This window comes from Limimaricola variabilis (genome assembly GCF_014195545.1).
GTDB lineage: Bacteria > Pseudomonadota > Alphaproteobacteria > Rhodobacterales > Rhodobacteraceae > Limimaricola > Limimaricola variabilis.
This window is the reverse complement of record NZ_JACIBX010000003.1, coordinates 48,430-70,690: the sequence shown is the minus strand read 5'-3', so window position 1 is coordinate 70,690 and position 22,261 is coordinate 48,430. Positions and strand designations below refer to the sequence as shown.

Sequence of the window (22,261 nt, the reverse complement as noted above, 5' to 3'; positions counted from 1 at the left end):
CATGCTGAATTATGTCCTCAGGCGCGTCGCGGTCGCGATCCCGACCCTGCTTCTGCTGATCGTGATCTCCTTCGCGCTGATGTATGCCGCCCCCGGCGGCCCGTTCAATTCCGAGCGCCCGCTGCCCGCGCAGGTGATGGCCAACATCGAGGCCCGCTACGGTCTTGATCAGCCTTACTGGAAGCAGATGTTCGACTATGTCTGGAACGTCGTCGTGCATTTCGACTTCGGGCCCTCCTTCCAGTACCGCGACCGCACCGTCAACGACGTGATCGCTCAGGGCTTCCCGGTGACGCTCACCTACGGGTTCTGGAGCTTCATCGTGGCGCTGGTGGTCGGCGTCTCCCTCGGCGCCGCCGCGGCGATCCGGCACAATTCCTGGCTCGACTACCTCGCCGTCGGCATCTCGATCGGCGCACAGGTTCTGCCGAACTTCGTCATGGCGCCGATCCTGGTGCTGGTCTTCACGCTCTGGCTCGGCTGGCTGCCGGGCGGCGGCTGGCAGGGCGGGCAGATCGAATACGTGATCCTGCCGGTGATCGCGTTGTCGACTTCCTACATGGCCTCGATCGCACGGATCACCCGCTCCTCGATGCTCGAGGTGCTGAACGCCGGCTTCATCCGGACGGCCCGCGCCAAGGGACTGCCGACCAGCCGCATCATCCTGCGCCACGCGCTCAAGCCGACGATGCTGCCGGTGCTGTCCTATCTCGGGCCCGCCTTCGTCGGCATGATCACCGGCTCGGTGATCATCGACGTGTTCTTCTCGACCGGTGGGATCGGGCAGTTCTTCGTCAACTCCGCCTTCAACCGCGACTACTCGGTGATCATGGGGATCACCATTCTGGTCGGCGTGCTGACGGTGCTGTTCAACCTCGTGGTCGACCTGCTCTACGCCTGGATCGACCCGAAGATCCGTTATTGAGGAGGGGTCACATGTCGCTCAATCCCGATCCCGACACCGCCGACCGCCTGCTCGACGCGCATGCCGCGGCAGAGGTGAAGGGCCGCTCGCTGTGGCAGGACGCGCGGACCCGCTTCATGCGCAACCGCGCCGCCGTCGCCGGTCTCGTGGCGCTGATCGCGGTCTGCATCTTCGCCTTCTTCGGCGGCTTCCTGGCGCAGTACGAACCCGACTACGTCGATTTCGCGCTGATCGGCTCGAACGCGACGCAGGGCGTGCCCTCGTTGGAGACGGGCCACTATTTCGGCACCGATTCCAGCGGCCGCGACCTCTATGCGCGCACCGTGCAGGGCACGCGGATCTCGCTTCTGGTCGGCATCGTCGGCGCCGCCGTCGCGGTGGTGGTCGGCACGCTCTACGGCGCGATCGCGGGTTATGCCGGCGGGCGGACCGACGGGGCGATGATGCGCACCGTCGATATCCTGATGTCGGTGCCCTACATGTTCGTGCTGATCCTGATGCTGGTCATCTTCGGCCGATCGATCCTGATGCTGTTCATCGGCATCGGACTGATCTCTTGGCTCGACATGTCGCGCATCGCGCGCGGCCAGACCCTGACCATCAAGGGCAAGGAATTCGTCGAGGCGGCGCACGCCACCGGCGTGCGGCCCCTGACCATCATCCTGCGCCACATCGTGCCGAACCTGCTCGGTCTGGTCATCGTCTACGCCACCCTACTGGTGCCGCAGATGATCATCACCGAGAGCTTCATCAGCTTCCTCGGCCTCGGCATCCAAGAGCCCAACACCTCGCTCGGCGCGCTGATCTCCAATGGCGCGAGCAACATGCAATACGGCGTGATCTGGCAGCTTGCCTTCCCGCTGTTCTTCTTCGTGGTCACGCTGTTCGCCTTCTTCTTCGTCGGCGACGGCCTGCGCGACGCACTCGATCCCAAGGACCGCTGATGGCACTTCTCGATATCGAAGACCTGCGCGTCACCTTCACCACCGGCGATGGCGAGGTGAACGCCGTCAACGGCGTCTCCTTCTCGATCGAGGAGGGCGAGACCCTCGCCATCGTCGGCGAGAGCGGCTCGGGCAAGAGCCAGACCGCCTTTGCCGCGATGGGGCTCCTGGCGCGCAACGGCCGCGCCACCGGGCAGATCCGCTACGACGGGCGCAACCTGCTGGAGCTCAAGCAGAAGGAACTGAACCGGGTGCGGTCCGAGGAGATCGGCATGATCTTCCAGGACCCGATGACCTCGCTCAACCCCTACATGCGGATTTCCGAGCAGATGGCCGAGGTGCTGACTCTGCACAAGGGCATGACCAAGCGCGACGCGATCGCCGAGGCCACCAAGATGCTCGACGCGGTGAAGATCCCCGACGCCAAGAACCGCATCACCATGTTCCCGCACGAGTTTTCGGGCGGGATGCGGCAGCGGATCATGATCGCCATGGCGCTTCTGTGCCAGCCGCGCCTGCTGATCGCGGACGAGCCGACCACCGCGCTCGACGTGACGGTGCAGGCGCAGATCATGGAGCTGATGGCCGAAATCCGGGCCGAGTTCGGCACCGCGATCATCCTGATCACCCATGACCTCGGCATCGTCGCCGACACCTGCGAGCGGACGCTGGTGATGTATGGCGGCCAGGTGATGGAAACCGGCCCGACCGATCAGCTGTTCGAGCGGCCGACCCATCCCTACACGCTGGGTCTGTTGCGCGCCGTGCCGCGGATCGACCGCGACGACGAGACGCTCTCGACCATCGCCGGCGAGCCGCCGGACATGACCCGGCTGCCGAAAGGCTGCCCCTTCACGCCGCGCTGCGCCTGGGCGCATGGGCCGTGCCCGACGATCCGGCCCGAGCTGCTGCCCGCCGAGGGCTATCCGATGCTGCGCCGCGCCTGCCATGCCCCCGTCGAGGAGGTGAAGTGATGACCGATCCGAAGGACGACAAGTTCACCGAGGCCACCGGCCGCGACGAGATCGCCGATCCGGCCCCCGCCGCGCCGCCCGCCTCCGGCACGCCGGTGGCCACGCCGCCATCGCCCGAACCGGCAGGCATCGCCCACAAGGACGCGCCCGTCGCGTCCGAGGCGGACAATGGCGGACGTCCCGACCGCACCGGCAAGCTCGCCCGGCCGATCCTGCGGGTCGAGGATCTGCGCGTGGCCTTCGACATCCGGCCGCGCGGCGCCTGGCCCTGGACCCCGTCGAAGAAGCTGCACGCCGTGGGCGGCATCAGCTTCGACCTCGCGCCGGGCGAAAGCCTCGGCGTCGTGGGGGAGAGCGGCTCGGGCAAGTCGACGCTGGCGCGCGCCATCGTCGGCACCATCGCCTCGACCGGCGGGCGGGTGATGTTCGAGGGCGAGGATCTCGCGGCGATGTCCGAACGCCAGCGCCGCGCCCATCGGCGCGACGTGCAGATGGTGTTCCAGGATCCGCTGGCGGCGCTCAACCCGCGCATGACGGTGGGCGACATCATCGCCGAGCCGCTGGTCACGCACGAGCCCAAGACGCCTCGCAAGGAGGTCCGCCGCCGGGTGGCCGAGCTGATGGAGCGAGTCGGCCTGCTGCCGAACCTCGTCAATCGCTACCCGCACGAGTTCTCGGGCGGGCAGTGCCAGCGGATCGGCATCGCCCGGGCGCTGATCCTCAAGCCCAAGCTGCTGATCTGCGACGAGCCGGTCTCGGCGCTCGACGTGTCGGTGCAGGCGCAGGTGGTGAACCTCCTGAAGGAGCTGCAGCGCGACATGGGGCTGGCGATGATCTTCATCGCGCATGACCTGTCGGTCGTGAAGCACGTCTCCGACCGGATCGTGGTGATGTATCTGGGCCGGGTGATGGAGGTGGCGCGGTCCAAGGCGCTGGTCACCAATCCCGAGCACCCCTACACGCAGGCGCTGATCGCCTCCGTGCCGATCCCGGATCCGGTGCTGGAGCGCCAGCGCCAGCGCCCGGTGCTCGGCGGCGAGCTGCCCTCGCCGATGAGCCCACCCTCGGGCTGCGTGTTCCGGACCCGCTGCCCCAAGGCGCGCCCCGATTGCGCCGAAGGCCTGCCGCCGATGCTCGACCTGGGGAACGGTCACCGCGTGGCCTGTCCCTACCATAAGGAGCCCAGCGTGCTCGACGCGGCGCGGCGGATGGCGGGCTAGCTGGCCTGCAAGGAACGCCACTTACCTGATGCGAAGGAAGCCGCGCGGCATGACGCCGCGCGGCTTCGTCGTGCCGGGCACTCCTCGGCCAATCGAGACAGGCCCACGTCCCCGCAAGGCGCGGAGGCACTCTCCGACGCGGGCGAGTTTTACGAGTTGGAAATAGGGAGGGTGGCGCTCAGAGGCTTTCAGCCATGCGCCAGGGCGCCGCGCGCGGCGGCGATCAGCTGATCCGGGTCATAGGGCTTCTGCACGCAGCTATAGGCGGCGAAGCCCGGCGACAGCCCGGCCTTGGCGTAGCCGGTCGCGAAAACGAAAGGGATGCCGCGGGTCTTGAGCCATTCGGCCAGCGGATAGCTCGTCTCGTTGCCCAGATTGACGTCGATGATCGCAAGGTCGATCTCGGACTCGCGGGCGATCTGCATCGCCTCGTTCAGCCGCATCGCGACGATGACGGCGCAGCCTGCCTCGCTCAGCACGTCCTCGCCGAGCATGGCAAGGATGCTCTCGTCTTCGACGAAGAGCACCCTTGCGCCATCTAGTTCGTTTCTAACCACGTGGCGCACCGGTAACGGGGGTGAGCACGACCGGGTCGGGCAGGGGGGGTACCGTCATGCTGATGCGGCAGGTCAGCCCCTCGGGCGGGAACTCGACCGTGGCGGCACCGCCGAACTCCATCGCGATCTGCCGTTCGATCAGCCGCAGGCCGAAGCCGCGCTTTTCGGGCTTGCCGATGCGGGGACCGCCGCGCTCGACCCAGTCGAGCGTCAGCCGAGTGCCGTCGCCGGCTTCGGGCTCGGCCGACCATTCCAGCGTGACCTGCCCGCCCTCGCTGGACAGCGCGCCGTAGCGCAGCGCGTTGGTACCCAGCTCGTGCAGCGCCATCGACAGGCTGACCGCGGCCTTGGGGTGAAGGGCGATGTCAGGCCCGGTGGCGGTGATCCGGCCCGGCGCCAGCGTTTCGATCGCGGCATCGGCGATCTCGCGCAGCGAGGCCTGCGCCCAGGCGGTCTCGGTTAGCACGTTGTGGGCGCGCGACAACGTGGTCAGCCGTCCCGAGAACCGCTCAAAGGTTTCGGGATCGGTGCCCTTGAAGGTCTGCCAGGCGATCGACTGCACGGTGGCGAGGGTGTTCTTCACCCGGTGGTTCAGCTCGTTGACCAGCAGCCGCTGCCGTTCTCCGGCCCGCTTCTCCTCGGAGATGTCGCGTACCTCGATGATCGTGCCGATGGTCTGGCTTTCCTCGTCGCGGATCGGGCTGGCGGTAAAACCGACCGGGTAGAAATGGCCGTCGCGGTGGACGAAGATTTCTTCGCCCTGGGTTTGGTTGTGCTCGGGAAATGCGCGGTCGATGGCGCATTCATGCAGCGGGAAGTGCCGGCCGTCGGGATAGGTGTGGTGGATGATGTCGTGCAGCGGCTTGTCGAGCGCCACGACCTCTTCCAGCGTCCAGCCGGTTAGAAGTTCGGCGGCGCGGTTCATGTAGACGCATTGTTGCCTGTCATCCATCAGGAAGATCGAGACGCTGGCATTGTTGAGCACGGCATGGAGCCGCCGCTGGGCATCGTCGAGGGGGCGCGCTTGCAATTTTTGCATAAGGAATCGAGTCTCCGTCTGTCGCGCGGTCAGTTGACCCTGCCAGCGCGGCGCCGGCGCTGCCAGAGGCCATTTCCCGGCAATCTAGCGCGCGACGCCTGTCGGCAACACTGACGGGCCGTCACAATCATGGCTCAGCTGCCCACCATCCGGCCCCAGAGATCGTACTCTCCGGCCTCGTCAACCTGCACGGTGAGCATGTCGCCCGGCTTGAGGATCTCGTGGCCGTCATCGATGAACAGGTTGCCGTCGATCTCAGGCGCATCGGCCATAGTGCGGCAGGTCGCGGCCTCCTCGTCGACCTCGTCGACGATGACCTGCAGGTGGCGGCCGACCTTGGCCTGAAGCTTGGCCTCGGAGATCGCCTGCGCCTTTTGCATGAAGCGCTCCCAGCGCTCCTGCTTGACCGCGTCGGGGACATGGTCGGGCAGGTCGTTGGAGCGGGCGCCGGCGACGTTCTCGTACTGGAAGCAGCCGACCCGGTCGAGCTGCGCCTCGTCAAGCCAGTCGAGCAGGTACTCGAACTCGGCCTCGGTCTCGCCGGGATAGCCGACGATGAAGGTCGAGCGCAGGGTGATGTCCGGGCACATCGCGCGCCAGGCCGCGATCTCGTCGAGCGTCTTTGCGGACGCGGCGGGCCGGGCCATGCGCTTGAGCACGTCCGGGTGGCCGTGCTGGAACGGGATGTCGAGATAGGGCAGCAGGCCGGAATTCGGATCCGCCATCAGCGGGATCAGGTCGCGCACATGCGGGTAGGGGTAGACGTAGTGCAGCCGCACCCAGGCACCGAGCGAGCCCAGATCACGCGCCAGATCGGTGATATGGGCGCGGTGGCCGCGCTCATCGGCATGGCGGATGTCGAGGCCGTAGGCGGAGGTGTCCTGGCTGATCACCAGGAGCTCGCGCACGCCCGCCTCCACCAGTTTCTCGGCTTCGCGCATCACCGCGTGCGCCGGGCGCGACTGCAGCCGTCCCCGCATGTCGGGGATGATGCAGAACTTGCACTTGTGGTTGCAGCCCTCGGAGATTTTCAGATAGCTGAAATGCCGCGGCGTCAGCGACACGCCAGAGGCCGGCAGCAGGTCGATGAAGGGGTCGGGCGCCGGCGGCACCGCGCCGTGCACGGCGTCGAGCACCTGCTCGTATTGATGCGGGCCGGTCACGGCGAGGACGCGCGGATGCGTGCCGGTGATGTAGTCGGGCTCGGCCCCGAGACAGCCGGTGACGATCACCTTGCCGTTCTCCTTGAGCGCTTCGCCGATGGCATCGAGGCTCTCGGCCTTGGCGCTGTCAAGAAAGCCGCAGGTGTTGACGATCACCGCGTCGGCCCCGGCATAGTCGGGCGAGATGGCGTAGCCCTCGGCCCGGAGCCGGGTCAGGATGCGCTCGCTGTCCACGAGCGCCTTTGGGCAGCCGAGCGACACCATGCCGATGGTCGGCTGGCCGATGCGGGGACTGTCGACGAGGCGCGCCTTGGGGGCGAGGTCGGGGCGGAGATTCGGCGGGTTCTGCATCCGGCGCCAGATAAAGGCTCTCAGCCCGTCTGGGAAGCCCTCCCGTTCTCGGCCCGCCGGATCGTGATGGACTTCCACAGGAAGGCCGCGATGAAGATCAGCGTGAGTCCGAGGATGATCGTCGGTGCCGGCGCGCTGTCGATCCAGAAGCTGGCATAGATGCCGCCCCAGCTCGCCACCAGCGTCACCGCCACGGCGACGGCGAGCATCGCCCCGAAGCGGCGCGTGACGAGGAAGGCGATCGCCCCCGGCGCGATCAGCAGGCCGATGGCGAGGATGATGCCGACCGCCGAGAGCGTCGAGACGATGGTCAGCGAAAGGAGCGCCAGCAGGCCGTAGTGGAACAGCGCCACCGGCAGCCCCAGCGCGCGTGCATGGGCGGCGTCGAAGGCGTGCAGCATCAGGTCCCGCCAGCGCACGAGCAGCGCGAGGCTGACCAGCCCGCCGACAATGCCGGCCGTCCACAGGTCCTGCGCGTCGATGCCAAGCATGTTGCCGAACAGGATGTGATCGAGATGCACCTCGCTCTCGATCCAAGTGTAGAGCACCAGCCCCATGCCGAACATGCCCGAGAAGACCACACCCATCACCGTGTCCTGCTTGATCCGGCTGTGATCGGTGAGAAAGCCGGTGGCCAGCGCGCAGGCCATGCCAGCGACGAAGGCGCCGATCAGCAGCGGGATGTTGAGGATGTAGGCCAGCACGATGCCGGGCAGCACCGCGTGGCTGACGGCGTCGCCCATCAGCGACCAGCCCTTGAGCACCAGAAAGCACGACAGCAGCGCGCAGGGCACGGCGATCATGCCGCCGATGATGAAGGCGTCGCGCATGAAGTCGAGCTGGAAGGGAAGAAGGAGGTCGTTCATAGCGCCGCCCTCGCGCGGGCCCGCGCCGCCAACCAGCCATGCTTGGGCGCGAAAACGAAGGCTAGAAGGAAGATCAGCGTCTGCAGCGTGATGATGATGCCCCCCGTCGCGCCGTCGAGGAAGAAGGAGACATAGGCGCCGACGAAGCTCGTGACAGAACCCAGCGCCACGGCGATCATGATCAGTCGCGGAAAGCGGTCGGTGAGCAGGTAGGCGGTGGCGCCGGGCGTCACCACCATGGCGATGACAAGGAACGCGCCCACGGTCTGCAGCGCGGCGACGCAGGCCGCCGAGAGCAGCACGAAGAAGACGAAGCGCAGAAGGCCGGGGCGCAGCCCGACCGAGCGGGCATGGGTCTCGTCGAAGAAGGCGACCATCAAATCCTTCCATTTCAGCAGCAGCACCGTCAGGCAGACCGCGCCGATGATGGCGAGCTGGAGCGTGTCCTCGGGCGTGATGGCGAGGATGTTGCCGAGGATGATGGTCTGCACGTCCACCGGCGTCGGCGAGACCGAGACCATGAACAGCCCCAGCCCGAAGAAGCCGGTGAAGATCAGGCCGATCACCGTGTCCTCCTTGAGGCCGGTGCGCTGGTTGAGGAACAGCATCGCGGCGGCGGCCAGCCCGCCCGAGAGGAACGCGCCCAGCGCGAAGGGCAGGCCGAGCATGTAGGCGCCCGCGACGCCCGGCACGATAGAATGCGAGAGCGCGTCGCCGATCAGCGACCAGCCCTTGAGCATCAGATAGGCCGACAGGAAGGCGCAGACCGCGCCGACGAGGGCCGAGACCCACATCGCGTTGAGCATGTAGCCATAGGTGAACGGCTGGGCGAGCGTCTCGATCATCGCTCGTCCCCATTGCTGCCGCCGGTCTGCTGGCGGTCGTCGTAGAACACCAGTGGGCGTTCGTCGTCCGACAGGATCCGCAGCTTGCGGGCATCCTCGTCCTGGTGCAGTTCGGCGCCGCCCAGCACGAAGTGCCGCAGCACGCCGCCGAAGGCGCGCTCGAGGTTGTCGCGCGTGAACACCTCCCGGGTCGGGCCATGCGCCAGAACCGTGCCCTTCACGAGCACGGTGCGGTCGCAGAACTCGGGCACCGAGCCGAGGTTGTGGGTCGAGACCAGCATCACCCGGCCCTCGTCGCGCAGTTCGCGCAGCAGGCGGATGATGGCCTCCTCGGTCTGAACGTCGACGCCGGTGAAGGGCTCGTCGAGGAGGATCACCCGCCCGTCCTGCGCCAGCGCGCGGGCGAGAAAGACCCGCTTGCGCTGGCCGCCCGACAGCTCGCCGATCTGGCGATGCCGGAAATCGGTCATGCCGACCCGCTCCAGCGCCGAGGTGACGGCGGCGTGGTCCGCCGGGCGGGGACGGCGCAGGAAGCCCATGCGGCCATAGCGACCCATCATCACCACGTCCTCGACCAGCACGGGGAAGGACCAGTCGACCTCCTCGGCCTGCGGCACATAGGCCACCAGCCCGGATTTCAGCGCTTGCTTGACCGGCTGGCCGAGGATCGAGATCGAGCCGCGAGCCAGCGGCAGAAAGCCCATGATCGCCTTGAACAGGGTGGATTTGCCCGCGCCATTGACGCCGACCAGCGCGGAGATCGTGCCGACGGGCAACGCGAAGCTCGCCTCGCGCAGCGCCGTGACGCCGTTGCGGTAGGAGACGGTGACGCCCTCGGCGCTCAGCCCCGCGCCGGCGCCTGTCGCGTGTTCGGGAAAGGCGCGGGCATCCATCATTCGCCCCCGTTCAGGCCGCGTGCGACGGTCTCGGTGGTGACGCGCAGCAGCTCGAGATAGCTCGGTACCGGGCCGCCCTCTTCGGAGAGCGAATCGACGTAGAGCTCACCGCCATAAGCCACGCCTGTTTCACGTGCGACCTGCTTGGCAGGGTCGGTGTTGACGGTACTTTCGCAAAACACCGCCGGGATCTCGTGCTCGCGCACCCCGTCGATCACCTTGCGCACCTGCTGCGGCGTGCCGGTGGCGTCGGCGTTGATCGGCCAGAGATAGAGCTCGCGCAGCCCGAGGTCGCGGGCGAGGTAGCTGAACGCCCCCTCGCAGGAGACGAGCCAGCGCTTTTGCTCAGGGACCTTCTCGATCTCGGCCCGGAGCGGCTCGATCATCGCGGCAATCTCTTTCTTGTAGGCCTCGGCATTCGCCGCATAGGTCTCGGCGTTCTCCGGGTCGGCCTCGCTGAGCGCGTCGCGGATGTTGTCCACATAGATCGCGGCGTTGTCCGGGCTCATCCAGGCATGGGGGTTGGGCTTGCCCTCATAATTGCCGCCGGAGATCGAGATCGGCTCGATCCCCTCGGAGATCACCGCGGCAGGCCGGTCGCCGGCATTGTCGAGGAACTGTTCGAACCACAGCTCGAGGTTCAGCCCGTTCCACAGCACCAGATCGGCGTCGCGCACGCCGAGGATGTCGCGCGGGGTGGGCTGGTAGTTGTGGATTTCCGCGCCGGGCTTGGTGATCGACACCACCTCGGCCGCGTCTCCCGCGACGTTGCGCGCCATGTCGGCGATCACGGTGAAACTCGTCGCCACCTTGAGCTTGTCTTCGGCGGCGGCGGGCAGGGCGATAGCCGTCAGGCCGAGGGCGAGAAGGGACGATAGGCGCATCATGGTCTCCGGATGTCAGGAACTCTGCTCACGCTAAGATGCGAACCATTCGCAAGAAGTCAACTGGATTGAGAATAATTCTCAACTAAGCTCGAGCCGTGCCCGGCTGGCCGGCAGCCTTGAGAGGGCGACATCGGCCGGGTAGGTCAGGTCACATGCAGGATTTCGTCCTTCCCCATGATCCGCGCTGGTCCAATCTCTACCACGCCGAGGCGACGGCCATCCGGGCGGCGCTGCCGGGGATGGAGATCATACTGCACCATATCGGCAGCACCGCGATCCCCGGCATCCGTGCCAAGCCGGTCATCGACATGCTCGGAGAAGTCACGGAGTTGCGGGCGTTGGAGGACCGGAATGGGGCCCTAATGGCGCTGGGCTACGAGGCGCTCGGCGCTCATGGCATCGCGGGCCGACGGTACTTTCTCAAGGCCGACGGGGCGGGGCGGCGCACGCATCACCTGCATGTCTACGCGACGGGGGATCCGCATGTCGCGCGGCACATCGCCTTCCGCGACTACCTGCGCCAGCATCCCGGGCGGGCGGCGGAGTATGACCGGCTGAAGGCCCGGCTGACCCGTGGCGGGGTCTCGTCGCGCGAGGCCTATCAGAGCGGCAAGGCACCCTTCATCGCGAGGATCGAGGCCGAGGCGCTGGCGTGGTCCCGACGGAAATGACCCCGCGCCCGGCTCCGGTCCCGCAACGAAAAAGGGGCTGCCCGACGGCAGCCCCTTCGTGATCGGCCCGAAACCGATGGTTTCAGCGCCGACGGTCGCGGCGCGAGGACATCGGCTGGAAGGCGACGCCGACATGCGCTTCGCAATAGGGTTTGCCCGATTGCGTCGGCAGGCCGCAGAACCAGAAATTGTCGGTGGCGGGATCGCCCACCGGCCATTTGCAGGTCTTCTCGGTCAGCTCCATCAGCGTCAGCTTCTTGGCGCCCTTTTCCACTTCGGAGACCTTGGCCAGCGCCTCGGGGCTGATCTCGTTGGCCGAAGGCTGCGGCGGCAGCGGCTGGCCGGCCGGGATGATGGCGCGGCGTGCCGCGCTCATCGGGATCGGCGCGTCCTCGGCCTCGTCGGCCTCCGCGGCGGGCTCGGGCGCAGGCTGCGGCGCGGGCTCCGGCCGCGCGGCGGCGGGGGCGGAGGGCTGCGCCGAGGCAGCGCTCGGCTGCGGTGCCGGGCTGGGCTGCGGGGCCACGCCGGTACGGTTCGACAGGCCGAGCCTGTGGACCTTGCCGATCACCGCGTTGCGCGTCACGCCGCCCAGTTCCTTGGCGATCTGGCTCGCCGACTGGCCCTCGTTCCACATCTTCTTGAGCGTTTCGACGCGCTCGTCGGTCCAGGACATGCAATGCCTCCGATCGGTTGGGCGGTGGCCCGCCGTTTCAGTTGCGACGTGCCGATTTACCCGGCTCTGCCGAGCAGTTCAACCCGCGCCGCGGGGTCTCCTACCTTGCCACCGCGCGCATGACGGCTACAACCCCGACCTCAGGAGGCGCGCAAATGAGCATCGACACGGACCAAGGCATCCGCCGCTTCGGGCGGTTCAACACATTGGGAACCGCGACGCTGGCCAGTCGCGAGATCCGTCGCTTTCTCAACGTCTGGGCGCAGACGGTGATGGCGCCGCTGATCAACGCGGCGCTGTTCCTGCTGATCTTCACCATAGCCATCGGCCCGCGCCGCGGCGAGGTCATGGGGGTCGAGTTCCTGCATTTCCTGGCGCCCGGCCTGCTGATGATGACGGTGATCCAGCAGGCATTCGCCAATACTTCCTCCTCGCTCGCCTCGGCCAAGGTGCAGGGCAACATCGTCGACACGCTGATGGCGCCGCTGTCCCCGGCGGAGGTACTGGCGGGCTATGTGGCGGGATCGGTGGCGCGCGGCCTGATCGTGGCAGTGGTGATCGCGATTGGCGTCTGGCTGTTCCTCGGCATCGGGCTGGCGCATCCGCTCTGGGCACTGGCCTTCTGGGTGCTGGGGTCGGTCTTCATGGGGGCGCTGGGCCTGATCGCCGGGATCTACGCGCAGAAGTTCGATCAGCTCGCCGCGATCACCAACTTCCTGGTGACGCCGCTGGCCTTCCTGTCCGGCACCTTCTACTCGATCGACGCGCTGCCGGACTTCATGCAGGCGCTGAGCCATCTTAACCCGTTCTTCTACCTGATCGACGGCGCCCGCTTCGGCATGATCGGGGTCTCCGACAGCCCGCCGCTGCTCGGCCTCGGCGTGGCGCTGCTGTCCTGCGTGGCGGTACTGGGCTTTGCCTGGACCTGGCTCAGCAAGGGCTACAGGCTCAAGCCGTGAGCCCGCTGCGCGACGCGGTCCCGGCGGATTTCGAGCGTCTCGCGGTGGGGCTGCCGCCGCAGGGGCTGAAGCTGCCAGGGGCCGGGTTGGTCACGGTGCCCGAGGCGATGCTCATGGCCCGGCAATGCGAGCTGCTCCGCGCCCGTCAGGGCTGGGGCGCCTGCCTAGTGGTCGAGGACGACCTGATGGTGGGGTTCGTGGTGTCGGGGTTTCCCGACGCGCGGGGCCATGCCGGCTTCGGCTATGCGATTTCGCCCGCGCAACGCGGCCGGGGGCTGGCCGGCGCCGCCGTCGCGGCCTTCGTCGAACGGGCGCGGGACGAAGGGCTGGACGCCCTGCTGGCCGAGACCGACCCGGGCAATGCCGGCTCGATCCGGGTGCTGGAGCGCAATTTGTTCACGCCGGTCCCGGCGACCCGCCCGGATCGGCTGTGCTGGCGGCGCTACCTGCGGCGATAGAGCCAGAGCACCAGCGGCGCTAGAAGCGCGGTCAGGATCGCGGGCGCCAGCAGGGCGCGGCCGATCTCCCCCCAACCGGCGGTACCAGCCATCAAGGCGCGCAGCGCCGTGGTCATCAGCGACACAGGGTTCACCGCGACGAAGGCCTGCAACCAGCCCGGCATGGTGGCGGGGTCGACCATGATGTTCGAGGCGAAGGTGACCGGGAACAGCACCGCAAAGCCGAGCGTCATCACCGTCATCGGCGTGCGCACCACCAGCCCCAGCACGATGAAGATCCAGCCCCAACCGAAACCGATCGCCAGCAGCAGCGCGAAGGAGGCGAGGATGCCGGGCAGCCCCGCCTCGGGGCGGTAGCCCAGCGCGAGCCCGATGCCGAGGATGATCGCCCCGGCGATGGTGTGGCGCAGCATGTCGCCCACCATCAGCCCGGCAAAGGGGGCAAGCGACCAGATCGGCAGGGAGCGGAACCGGTCGAACAGCCCCTTCGACAGGTCGGTCGACAGCCCCATCCCGGAATAGACCGTATTGAACACCGTCGTCTGCACCAGGATGCCGGGGATGAACCATTGCAGATAGGCGGTGGAGGAGCCTGCCAGCGCACCGCCGAAGATGAAGGTGAAGAGCAGCGTGAACATGATCGGCGTCATCACCAGATCGAAGAGCTGCTCGGGCACATGCTTGAACTTGAGCACCGCGCGCCACGCGAAGGTCAGCGAGGTCGAGGCGGGCGAGGGCGGCGCGGGGCGCGGCCCCTGGGGCAGGGGGGCGCTCATGCCGCTTCCTTTCCGGTGAGGGCGAAGAACACCTCGTCGAGGCTCGGCGCCCCGAGCGAGAATTCCGCCAGCCGGATTCCTGCCTCTGCCAGCCGCGCCAGATGCGCCGCGGCCTCGGTATCGTCGGCCACCGGCACCGAAAGCCGCGCGCCCTCTGGGTCGGCCTGCGCGGTCTCGCCGAGAATGCCGAGCGCGATCGCGCGGTTGCCCGGATCGAGCGGGGTGACGTGGAGAACGCCCGAGCCGGTCTGCGCCTTGAGCTCGCGGCTCGTCCCTTCGGCGATCTTGCGGCCGTGGTCGATCACCGCGATCCGGCTCGCCAGCTGATCCGCTTCCTCGAGGTATTGCGTGGTGAGCAGGATCGTCACCCCCTCGGCGGCGAGCCCGCGGATCAGCCGCCAGACCCCGGCGCGGGCCGAGGGGTCGAGCCCGGTGGTCGGTTCGTCGAGAAACAGCACGCCCGGCGTCACGATCAGCGAGGCCGCGATGTCGAGCCTGCGCCGCATGCCACCCGAGTAGTCCTTTACCTGCTTCCTGGCGGCGTCGGAGAGGTCGAAGGCAGCCAACAGCTCGGCCGCGCGCTGCCGCGCCGCGCGCCAGCCGAAGCCCCACAGCCGGGCCAGCATGACGAGGTTCTCGCGACCCGTGAGATCCTCGTCGAGCGAAGCGAACTGGCCGGTCATGGCGATGGCGGCGCGGACCTTGTCCGGCTCGTGGGCGAGGTCATGGCCCATCACCCGCGCCTCGCCCGCATCGGCGCGGGTCAGCGTGGCGAGAATGCGCAGCAGCGTGGTCTTGCCCGCGCCATTGGGGCCGAGGATGGCGAAGATCGTGCCGCGCGGGACGTCGAGGTCGATGCCGTCCACCGCCCGCAGATCGCCGAATGCCCGCCGCAGCCCGCGCGCCCGGATCGCCGGTTCCATCTCCATGCCGTCCCTCCTGCCGTGTCGCCGCAGGCTAGCACGGGCCTCGGCGGAGGCGCGCGTTTTCCTCTTTTCGTTCCGCGCATCCTCGCCTAACGTCGCGCGCATGACGCAGTTTGCCGCCATTTCTGCGCCTCGACGCCGACGCTGAAGCGCTTTCGCTCCGCGGCCCGGCGCATTCGCGTCATTCCTCCATCCGCCGATTGACTCGCCCCTGCCGCTGCGGCACCAACGGGGCTTCCTGAAGGACCACAGCCATGATCCCCTCGATCCTGCCGACCTACAACCGCGCGCCGCTTGCCTTCGTGAAGGGTGAAGGCGTCTGGCTGGAGACGGAGGACGGGCGGCGATATCTCGACCTGGGCGCGGGCATCGCGGTCAACGCGCTGGGCCACGCCAACCCGGCGCTGGTCGATGCGCTGACGACGCAGGCGCACGCGTTGTGGCACGTCTCGAACCTCTACCAGATCCCGGCGCAGCAGCGGCTCGCCGACGCGCTGGTCGAGGCGACCTTCGCCGATACCTGCTTCTTCACCAACTCGGGCACCGAGGCGATGGAGCTGGCGGTGAAGATGGCGCGCAAGTACTGGCACGATAAGGGCGAGCCCGCGCGCACCCGCATCCTGACCTTCGAAGGCGCCTTCCATGGCCGCTCCTCGGCCGCCATCGCCGCCGTCGGCACGGAAAAGATGACCAAGGGCTTCGGTCCGCTGCTGCCGGGCTTCACCCAGCTGCCCTGGGGCGATCACGAGGCGCTTCGCGAGGCGGCGGCACAGGCCGATGTCGGCGCCATCCTGATCGAGCCGGTACAGGGCGAGGGCGGCATCCGCCCGGTGCCCGACCACTGCCTGAAGGGCCTGCGCGAATTGTGCGACGATATCGGCGTGCTGCTGATCTTCGACGAGGTGCAGTGCGGCATGGGCCGGACCGGCAAGCTCTTCGCGCATGAATGGGCCGGCGTGACGCCGGACATCATGATGGTCGCCAAGGGCATCGGCGGTGGCTTCCCGCTCGGCGCGGTATTGGCGACCGAGGTCGCGGCCGCCGGCATGGTAGCGGGCACCCATGGCTCGACCTATGGCGGCAACCCTCTGGCCTGCGCGGTGGGCGCCAAGGTGATGGAGATCGTGGCCGGCGACGGTTTCCTCGAGGGCGTGCGCGCCCGCGCCGGGCGGCTGCGCCAGGGGCTTGAGGCGCTGGTCGCCGCGCATCCGCAGCTCTTCGAAGGCGTGCGCGGCACCGGGCTGATGCTCGGGCTGAAATGCAAGGCCGCGCCGGGCGATCTGGTGCAGGCGGGCTATGCCGAGAACGTGCTGACCGTGCCCGCCGCCGACAACGTGGTACGGCTGCTGCCGCCCCTGAACATCACCGATGCCGAGATCGACGAGGCGCTGTCCCGGCTCGATCGGGCGGCGGCGCGGGTCGGGTCCGATGCCGGGTGATTACCGCTTCAGGCCGCTGGTCGCCTCCGATCGGCGGCTGTTCGAGCGCTGGCTCGCCGAGCCGCATATCGCCGGCTGGTGGGGCGACGCCGACACCGAGTGGGCCGAGATCGAGCGCGACTGGGAAGAGGGCAACACCGGGACCGACATGCGCATTGTCGAGCATGCGGGCCACCCCTTTGCCTATGTGCAGGACTACGAAGTCCATTTCTACGACATGCCGCATTACGCCCATCTGCCGAAGGGCGCGCGCGGCATGGACGCGTTTCTCGGCGATCCCGCCTATCTCGGGCGGGGACACGGCGCCGGGTTCCTGCGTGATCGAGCGCTGCAGCTGATCGCGCGGGGCGCGCCGCTGGTCGCGGTCGATCCGTCGCCGGACAACGAGCGCGCGATCGCCGCCTATCTGCGCGCGGGCTTCACCGGCGATGCGATCCTGCCCTGCGAGGACGGCACGCCGATCCGGCTGATGACGCTGGAGGCGGCATGAGCGCACCATTCCTTACATACCCCGGGGGGAGTCGCGTCAGCGACGGGGGGCATGCCTCCCCCTCCGCCATCCGACCCGAGAGAACGACATGACCCATTTCCTGGACATCCTGCCCACCCCCACCGACGACCTGCGCTCGATGATCGATCACGCCCGCGCCATGAAGGACGCGCGCGGCGACCGGCCCAAGGGCATGTGCGATGACGAGAAGCCCCTCGACGGCCGGATGGTGGCCCTGATCTTCGAGAAGCCGTCGACCCGGACCCGGGTGAGCTTCGACGTGGGCGCGCGCCAGATGGGGGCCCAGACCATGGTGCTGTCGGGCACCGACATGCAGCTCGGCCATGGCGAGACCATCGCCGACACGGCGCGGGTGCTGTCGCGCTATGTCGACCTGATCATGATCCGCACCTTCGAGGAGCAGACCCTTCTGGAGATGGCGGAATACGCCAGCGTGCCGGTGATCAACGGCCTGACCAACCGCACCCATCCCTGCCAGATCATGGCCGACATCATGACCTACGAGGAGCATCGCGGCCCGATCGGGGGTCGCAAGGTGGTCTGGTCCGGCGACGGCAACAACGTCTTCGCCAGCTTCGCCCATGCGAGCGCGCGGTTCGGCTTCGATCTGGTCTTCACCGGCCCCAAGCCGCTCGATCCGGATCCGGAGATCCTCGAGGCGGCGCGTGCAGCCGGCGCGAATATCGAGATCAACCGCGACCCGATGGCAGCGGTCGAGGGCGCCGATCTGGTGGTCACCGACACCTGGGTGTCGATGCACGACCCGGCCTCGGCCCGCGAGCGGCGCCACAACCAGCTGCGCGGCTACCAGGTCAATGCCGAGCTGATGGGGCGGGCCAAGCCCGACGCGCTGTTCATGCACTGCCTGCCCGCGCATCGCGACGACGAGGTGACGAGCGAGGTAATGGACGGCCCGGCCTCGGTGATCTTCGACGAGGCCGAGAACCGGCTGCATGCCCAGAAGGCGGTGATGCGCTGGTGCCTGGGCGCGTGACGCCCGAATTCCGGCTCGCGCCGCTCAGGGTCGAGGATGCCGAGGCGCTCTCGGCCTTCGAAGCGGCGAGCCGGGACTGGTTCGAGCAACGGGTGCCGCCGCGCCCCGATGCCTATTTCGATCCCGTCGCCCTCGCTGTGATCCTGCAGGGGATGCTGGACGGGGCCGAGGCCGAGCAAGCCCGCTTCTTCCTCGTGCGCGCGCCCGACGGCACGATCCTGGGCCGCGTCAACCTGACCGGCATCACCGAGGGGCCCGGGGGATGGCAAGCCGAAGTCGGCTACCGGATCGGGCCGGATCAGGCCGGGCGCGGTCTTGCCCGCGCGGCGCTGGGCGCGGCGCTCCATCTGGCGCGCGAGATCGGGATCGATCGGCTGGAGGCGCGGGTGGCGCGGCAGCACGCCGCCTCGATCCGGGTGCTGGAGGCCAACGGCTTCGTGCCGACCGGCCGGGCGCTGCAGGATGCGGAACTGCACGGCCAGCCCCTGCCGCTCCTGCATTACCAGCGCGACCTGTGAAGCCCCGCCGATAGGGCGCGTCGCGGCCGCGTGCCCCCTCGACCCCTCCGCGTCAGGGTGCTCCGCAAACGACGATTCGAGAGGGGCGATGCAGATCAGGAAGGCCCGGGCGGATGACGCCGCCGGCATGAGCGCGGTGCTTGCCGCTGCTGTACTCGCCGAATGGGGCAGCGACCGGCCCCGCGACGCCGCGCATGTGCAGGCGCATTACGTCGCGCATCCGGCCTCGGTTCTCTGTTCTGTGGCGGTGGACGAAGGCCGCGTCTGCGGCTTCCAGTCGCTCAAGCGCGCCTGGCCCGGCAACCCTTACGACGTGACGCCGGGATGGGGCATCATCGGCACCTACATGGCCCCTGCAGCGCGGGGGCGTGGTCTCGGGCGGTCGCTGTTTGCCGCGACCGAGACGGCGGCGCGGCGGGCTGCCCGCCATCGACGCCACGATCGGCGCCTCGAATACCCTGGGGCTCGGCTATTACGAGAAGCTGGGGTTCGAGACCTATCGTGATTTCGAGGGCGCCATCCGCAAGAGATACGTCCTCGACCCGATCACATCTCGCGCAGGATCTCGCGCAGACCATCCTCGGTAACGAGTCGCGCGGCGACCTTGGCCGGGACCCAGCGGCGGTCGCGGCGCTTCACCTCCGGGTAGTCGTCGAGCACCTTCTTGGCTTTCACCTCGAAGACGCGGGTCACGCAGATCTCCTCGTCGCCATGCTTGCTCAGCTTGACCGCGACGAAGGTGCCGATCGGCTTGCGCTTGACCTTGCCCTCGCGCACACCCGCTTCCTCCCAGGCCTCGACCAGCGCCGCGTCGCTGTCGCGCATCCCATCGATCGGCCAGCCCTTGGGCAGGATCCAGCGGCCCTCCGACGAGGTCACGAGCAGCACTTCGCGGCCCTTCTTGCCCTTGCGATGGCACAGGGCTGCGAGCTGCCGGTGGATCGGGGTGGTGTAGCTGCCGGACATGTCGTCCGGGAGGTCCTTGGGGGTCATTTGCTGCCTCGGAAAAATCGTACCGTTCTTGTTCTTGTGGCCGGTAACATAACATCATGAACAGGTAATGCAATCTGACCCATCAACCGGGTCCGGCTTTGCGAAAAATGTGGCGCGATTGCCGCTAGGTCCCGCGCGGCTTGGCGCGCAGCGTCGGGGCCGCTTCGGTCGGATCCTCGGGCCAGGGGTGGCGCGGATAGCGGCCGCGCATGTCTTTGCGCACGTCCGAATAGGAGCTGGCCCAGAAGCCGGGCAGGTCGTCGGTGACCTGAACCGGGCGGCCGGCGGGCGAAAGCAACGTCATCTTCAGTGGCGTGCCGCCCACCGTCGGATGGCGCGTCACGCCGAACACCTCCTGCAGCCGGAGCGCCACCTCGGGCTGGGCGCCGCCGTAATCGATCGGGACCTGCCGGCCGAGTGGGGTGGTGAAGCCCGGCGGCGCCTCGCGGTCGAGGGCCTGGGTCTGGCCCCAGTCGAGCATCGCGCGCCACGGTCCCAGCAGGTCGAAGCCCTTCCAGTCGCCGGCGCTGCGGACCCCGCCGAGATAGGGCAGCAGCCAATCTTCGAGACTGGCCAGCAGCGCCTCGTCCGACATGTCCGGCAGGTCGGCGCTGCCCTCGCGCACCAAACGCACGCGGGCGCGAAAGCGCTCGGCGGCGGGGGAGGGGCGCAGGCCCAGTTGGCGCACCCCGTCAATCATCGCGCGGGCGACCTCCTCTTCGGGCGCGTCGCGCCAGATCCTGTCGGTCAGGGCGATCGCGCCGAGCCGTTCCTGTTGCCGCGCGACGACGCGACCCTCGCGCCGGGACCATTCGCAGAAGGCGACCTCTTCGATCCGCTCCGCGAAATGGGCGCGCAGCTCGGCCTCCTCGACCCGTGCCGCCAGCCGAATCCGCGCCTCGGGTACGTCGTCGGACAGGTCGGTGGCGACGATCAGCCGCGCGCCGGCCTGCGGATCCTGCGGCTCCATCCGCGCACCGCGCCCGCCCGAGAGCAGCCAGCGCGGGTCGTCGCCGGGCCGCCTGAGCCCGATCCGGTCGGGATAGGCCAGCGCCGCCATCGCGCCGGGTGACAGATCGGGGCCGGGGGGGCGCTGCCGCCCCAGCCGCTTTGCCTCCTCGCGAATGCGGGCCAGCGCGCCCATGTCCGGCGCGGCCGTAAGGTCGCGCCGTCCCGCGATCGCCGCGAGGCGCAGCGCCAGATCGCTGCCCGCGCCGCGCAGCGGGTCGCGCTCCCCCATCAGCGCGGCCAGCGGCGCGGCCTGCACCCCGGCCACCTCAAGCATGTGTCCGAGCCTCGGATGCAGCGGCAGGGCCGCAAGGCGGCGTCCATGGGCGGTGATCGTGCCCATCCGGTCGAGCGCGCCGAGATCGCGCAGCAGCGCCCGCGCCTCGGCCAGGGCGGGGGCGGGGGGCGGCGTCAGGAAGGGCAGCTCGGCCGATCCCCACTGCGCGAGCTCCAGCGCCAGCGGCGCAAGATCGGCGCTGGCGATCTCGGGATCGGGAAAGGCGGCGAGCGCGCCTTCCTCGCCCCGTGTCCAGAGCCGGTAGGCGATGCCGGGCGCCACCCGGCCCGCGCGGCCCGCCCGCTGCGCGGCCTCGGCGCGGGTGACCCGTTCGGTCACAAGCCGCGACATGCCGGATCCGGGGTCGAAACGCGCGCGCCGTGCCCGGCCGGCATCGACGACGATCCGAATGTCGGGAATGGTGAGCGAGGTCTCGGCAATCGCGGTGGCGAGCACGACGCGGCGGCCATCGCCCGGCTCCAGCGCCTCGGCCTGACGTGCGGGCGGGAGTGCGCCGTAGAGCGGCAGGACGGGGCAGTTCAGCCGCCCCTCCAGCATGGATTGCACGCGCCGGATCTCGCCCTCGCCGGGCAGGAAGACCAGGATCGAGCCCTCGGTCTCGGCCGCCGCGCGCTCGACCAGCGCCGCGGTCTCGGTCTCCAACCGGGCCCGGGGGCCGAGCGGCCGGTCGAGCCAGCGCGTCTCGACCGGGAAACTGCGGCCCTCCGAAACGACCACCGGCGCGCCCATTAGGTCCGCCACCGGCTGCGCGTCGAGCGTGGCCGACATCGCGACGAGCACGAGATCGTCGCGCAGCGCGCCACGAATCTCGAGCGCCAGCGCCAGCCCAAGATCGGCGTTGAGCGAACGCTCGTGGAATTCGTCGAAGATCACCGCACTGACGCCCGGCAATTCGGGGTCGGATTGGATCATCCGGGTCAGGATGCCCTCGGTGACGACCTCGATCCGGGTCGCCTTCGAAACCTTGGCCTCGCCGCGAATGCGAAAGCCGACCGTGTCGCCCACGCGCTCGCCCAGCGTCGCGGCCATGCGGGTCGCGGCCGCGCGCGCAGCGAGGCGGCGCGGCTCCAGCATCACGATCCGTCCCGGCACCCGGTCCAGCATCGCCAGCGGCACCCGCGTCGTCTTGCCGGCGCCCGGCGGCGCCATCAATACCGCCTGACCGTCGCGCTCCAGCGCCGCGAGCAGCTCGGGCAGGGCATCGTCGATGGGAAGTCGGGTCATGTCGCGCCTCGGGCCGACCGGGCGATGAGGGCGCCACCCGGCCATTGATTGCGGTTTCTGTCGCCTGCCTGTCGAACCTGCGGACGACGATCTGTCAATGAATAGGGCACAGGGGCGAGCCGGGGCAGGGGGGCTGCCCTCGTTGC

The 22,261-nt window shown here is 68.7% G+C and carries 24 protein-coding genes; 12 read left to right on the top strand and 12 right to left on the bottom strand.

Annotated elements, in window-relative coordinates:
• Nucleotide 1: 1 nt before the first annotated feature.
• Genes oppB through FHS00_RS06030 form a run of 4 tightly spaced genes read left to right on the top strand, consistent with a single transcriptional unit; the run spans nucleotide 2 to nucleotide 4,063 of the window.
• On the top strand, nucleotides 2-925 hold the full coding sequence (oppB, locus tag FHS00_RS06045) for an oligopeptide ABC transporter permease OppB (RefSeq protein ID WP_183470860.1): 924 nt from the start codon (nucleotides 2-4) through the stop codon (nucleotides 923-925).
• A gap of 11 nt (nucleotides 926-936) precedes the next feature.
• Nucleotides 937-1,869 (top strand): ABC transporter permease subunit, encoded by a 933-nt coding sequence (locus tag FHS00_RS06040; RefSeq protein ID WP_183470858.1) that lies wholly within the window; start codon nucleotides 937-939, stop codon nucleotides 1,867-1,869.
• Nucleotides 1,869-2,843, top strand: a complete 975-nt coding sequence (locus tag FHS00_RS06035; RefSeq protein ID WP_183470856.1) for an oligopeptide/dipeptide ABC transporter ATP-binding protein — start codon at nucleotides 1,869-1,871, stop codon at nucleotides 2,841-2,843. The genes FHS00_RS06040 and FHS00_RS06035 overlap by 1 nt, the downstream gene beginning before the upstream one ends.
• Nucleotides 2,843-4,063, top strand: a complete 1,221-nt coding sequence (locus FHS00_RS06030) for an oligopeptide/dipeptide ABC transporter ATP-binding protein (RefSeq protein ID WP_246391119.1) — start codon at nucleotides 2,843-2,845, stop codon at nucleotides 4,061-4,063. Before FHS00_RS06035 ends, FHS00_RS06030 begins: the two co-directional genes overlap by 1 nt.
• A gap of 188 nt (nucleotides 4,064-4,251) precedes the next feature.
• Here FHS00_RS06030 and FHS00_RS06025 read toward each other — a convergent pair whose 3' ends face one another.
• The 7 genes from FHS00_RS06025 to FHS00_RS05995 all read right to left on the bottom strand — a co-directional run bounded on the left by FHS00_RS06025 (nucleotide 4,252) and on the right by FHS00_RS05995 (nucleotide 10,664).
• Nucleotides 4,252-4,590, bottom strand: coding sequence for a response regulator (locus FHS00_RS06025; RefSeq protein ID WP_183470854.1), 339 nt, complete (start codon nucleotides 4,588-4,590; stop codon nucleotides 4,252-4,254).
• A 22-nt stretch (nucleotides 4,591-4,612) separates the two neighbouring features.
• On the bottom strand, nucleotides 4,613-5,659 hold the full coding sequence (locus tag FHS00_RS06020; protein WP_183470852.1) for a sensor histidine kinase: 1,047 nt from the start codon (nucleotides 5,657-5,659) through the stop codon (nucleotides 4,613-4,615).
• A 134-nt stretch (nucleotides 5,660-5,793) separates the two neighbouring features.
• Nucleotides 5,794-7,173, bottom strand: coding sequence for a 30S ribosomal protein S12 methylthiotransferase RimO (gene rimO, locus FHS00_RS06015; RefSeq protein ID WP_183470850.1), 1,380 nt, complete (start codon nucleotides 7,171-7,173; stop codon nucleotides 5,794-5,796).
• A 20-nt stretch (nucleotides 7,174-7,193) separates the two neighbouring features.
• Nucleotides 7,194-8,039 carry a metal ABC transporter permease gene (locus tag FHS00_RS06010; protein WP_183470848.1) on the bottom strand — a complete coding sequence of 282 codons (846 nt, stop codon included), beginning with the start codon at nucleotides 8,037-8,039 and terminating at the stop codon, nucleotides 7,194-7,196.
• Nucleotides 8,036-8,884 (bottom strand): metal ABC transporter permease, encoded by an 849-nt coding sequence (locus tag FHS00_RS06005; protein ID WP_221188741.1) that lies wholly within the window; start codon nucleotides 8,882-8,884, stop codon nucleotides 8,036-8,038. The genes FHS00_RS06010 and FHS00_RS06005 overlap by 4 nt, the downstream gene beginning before the upstream one ends.
• On the bottom strand, nucleotides 8,881-9,777 hold the full coding sequence (locus tag FHS00_RS06000) for a manganese/iron ABC transporter ATP-binding protein (RefSeq protein WP_183471200.1): 897 nt from the start codon (nucleotides 9,775-9,777) through the stop codon (nucleotides 8,881-8,883). The genes FHS00_RS06005 and FHS00_RS06000 overlap by 4 nt, the downstream gene beginning before the upstream one ends.
• Complete coding sequence (locus FHS00_RS05995; RefSeq protein WP_183470846.1) at nucleotides 9,777-10,664, bottom strand: metal ABC transporter substrate-binding protein; 888 nt, start codon at nucleotides 10,662-10,664, stop codon at nucleotides 9,777-9,779. Before FHS00_RS05995 ends, FHS00_RS06000 begins: the two co-directional genes overlap by 1 nt.
• Nucleotides 10,665-10,819: 155 nt before the next feature.
• Here FHS00_RS05995 and FHS00_RS05990 point away from each other — a divergent pair, with 155 nt between their 5' ends.
• On the top strand, nucleotides 10,820-11,338 hold the full coding sequence (locus tag FHS00_RS05990) for a GrpB family protein (protein ID WP_183470844.1): 519 nt from the start codon (nucleotides 10,820-10,822) through the stop codon (nucleotides 11,336-11,338).
• Nucleotides 11,339-11,420: 82 nt separating this feature from the next.
• Here the strand turns inward: FHS00_RS05990 and FHS00_RS05985 are convergent, their stop codons facing one another.
• The gene (locus tag FHS00_RS05985; RefSeq protein ID WP_183470842.1) at nucleotides 11,421-12,011 is read right to left on the bottom strand and encodes a GcrA family cell cycle regulator; all 591 of its coding nucleotides are present in this window, start codon (nucleotides 12,009-12,011) and stop codon (nucleotides 11,421-11,423) included.
• Between the two features lie 155 nt (nucleotides 12,012-12,166).
• Here FHS00_RS05985 and FHS00_RS05980 point away from each other — a divergent pair, with 155 nt between their 5' ends.
• Together FHS00_RS05980 and FHS00_RS05975 are read left to right on the top strand one after the other, a co-directional pair.
• The gene (locus tag FHS00_RS05980) at nucleotides 12,167-12,970 is read left to right on the top strand and encodes an ABC transporter permease (protein WP_183470840.1); all 804 of its coding nucleotides are present in this window, start codon (nucleotides 12,167-12,169) and stop codon (nucleotides 12,968-12,970) included.
• A complete protein-coding gene (locus FHS00_RS05975; protein ID WP_183470838.1) occupies nucleotides 12,967-13,428 on the top strand; it encodes a GNAT family N-acetyltransferase in 462 nt (153 codons plus the stop codon). The genes FHS00_RS05980 and FHS00_RS05975 overlap by 4 nt, the downstream gene beginning before the upstream one ends.
• Here FHS00_RS05975 and FHS00_RS05970 read toward each other — a convergent pair.
• Nucleotides 13,413-14,204: an ABC transporter permease gene (locus FHS00_RS05970; protein WP_183470836.1), complete on the bottom strand. Its 792-nt coding sequence runs from the start codon at nucleotides 14,202-14,204 to the stop codon at nucleotides 13,413-13,415. The two genes, FHS00_RS05975 and FHS00_RS05970, sit on opposite strands and share 16 nt — an antisense overlap.
• On the bottom strand, nucleotides 14,201-15,133 hold the full coding sequence (locus tag FHS00_RS05965; RefSeq protein WP_183470834.1) for an ATP-binding cassette domain-containing protein: 933 nt from the start codon (nucleotides 15,131-15,133) through the stop codon (nucleotides 14,201-14,203). The genes FHS00_RS05970 and FHS00_RS05965 overlap by 4 nt, the downstream gene beginning before the upstream one ends.
• A 251-nt stretch (nucleotides 15,134-15,384) precedes the next feature.
• Between FHS00_RS05965 and FHS00_RS05960 the strand changes: the two genes are divergently transcribed.
• The 5 genes from FHS00_RS05960 (at nucleotide 15,385) to FHS00_RS05940 (ending at nucleotide 19,097) form a co-directional block, all read left to right on the top strand.
• A complete protein-coding gene (locus FHS00_RS05960) occupies nucleotides 15,385-16,569 on the top strand; it encodes an aspartate aminotransferase family protein (protein WP_183470832.1) in 1,185 nt (394 codons plus the stop codon).
• Complete coding sequence (locus FHS00_RS05955; protein ID WP_183470830.1) at nucleotides 16,559-17,059, top strand: GNAT family N-acetyltransferase; 501 nt, start codon at nucleotides 16,559-16,561, stop codon at nucleotides 17,057-17,059. Before FHS00_RS05960 ends, FHS00_RS05955 begins: the two co-directional genes overlap by 11 nt.
• An 88-nt stretch (nucleotides 17,060-17,147) precedes the next feature.
• The gene (gene argF, locus FHS00_RS05950) at nucleotides 17,148-18,074 is read left to right on the top strand and encodes an ornithine carbamoyltransferase (RefSeq protein WP_183470828.1); all 927 of its coding nucleotides are present in this window, start codon (nucleotides 17,148-17,150) and stop codon (nucleotides 18,072-18,074) included.
• Entirely contained in the window at nucleotides 18,071-18,592 is a 522-nt protein-coding gene (locus tag FHS00_RS05945) for a GNAT family N-acetyltransferase (RefSeq protein WP_183470826.1), read from the top strand. Before argF ends, FHS00_RS05945 begins: the two co-directional genes overlap by 4 nt.
• 88 nt (nucleotides 18,593-18,680) lie before the next feature.
• Complete coding sequence (locus tag FHS00_RS05940) at nucleotides 18,681-19,097, top strand: GNAT family N-acetyltransferase (protein ID WP_246391114.1); 417 nt, start codon at nucleotides 18,681-18,683, stop codon at nucleotides 19,095-19,097.
• Between the two features lie 41 nt (nucleotides 19,098-19,138).
• Here the strand turns inward: FHS00_RS05940 and FHS00_RS05935 are convergent, their stop codons facing one another.
• Both FHS00_RS05935 and hrpB read right to left on the bottom strand, forming a co-directional pair.
• On the bottom strand, nucleotides 19,139-19,585 hold the full coding sequence (locus FHS00_RS05935; RefSeq protein ID WP_246391111.1) for an NUDIX hydrolase: 447 nt from the start codon (nucleotides 19,583-19,585) through the stop codon (nucleotides 19,139-19,141).
• A gap of 124 nt (nucleotides 19,586-19,709) precedes the next feature.
• Nucleotides 19,710-22,115, bottom strand: coding sequence for an ATP-dependent helicase HrpB (gene hrpB / locus FHS00_RS05930; protein WP_183470824.1), 2,406 nt, complete (start codon nucleotides 22,113-22,115; stop codon nucleotides 19,710-19,712).
• Nucleotides 22,116-22,261: the final 146 nt, after the last annotated feature.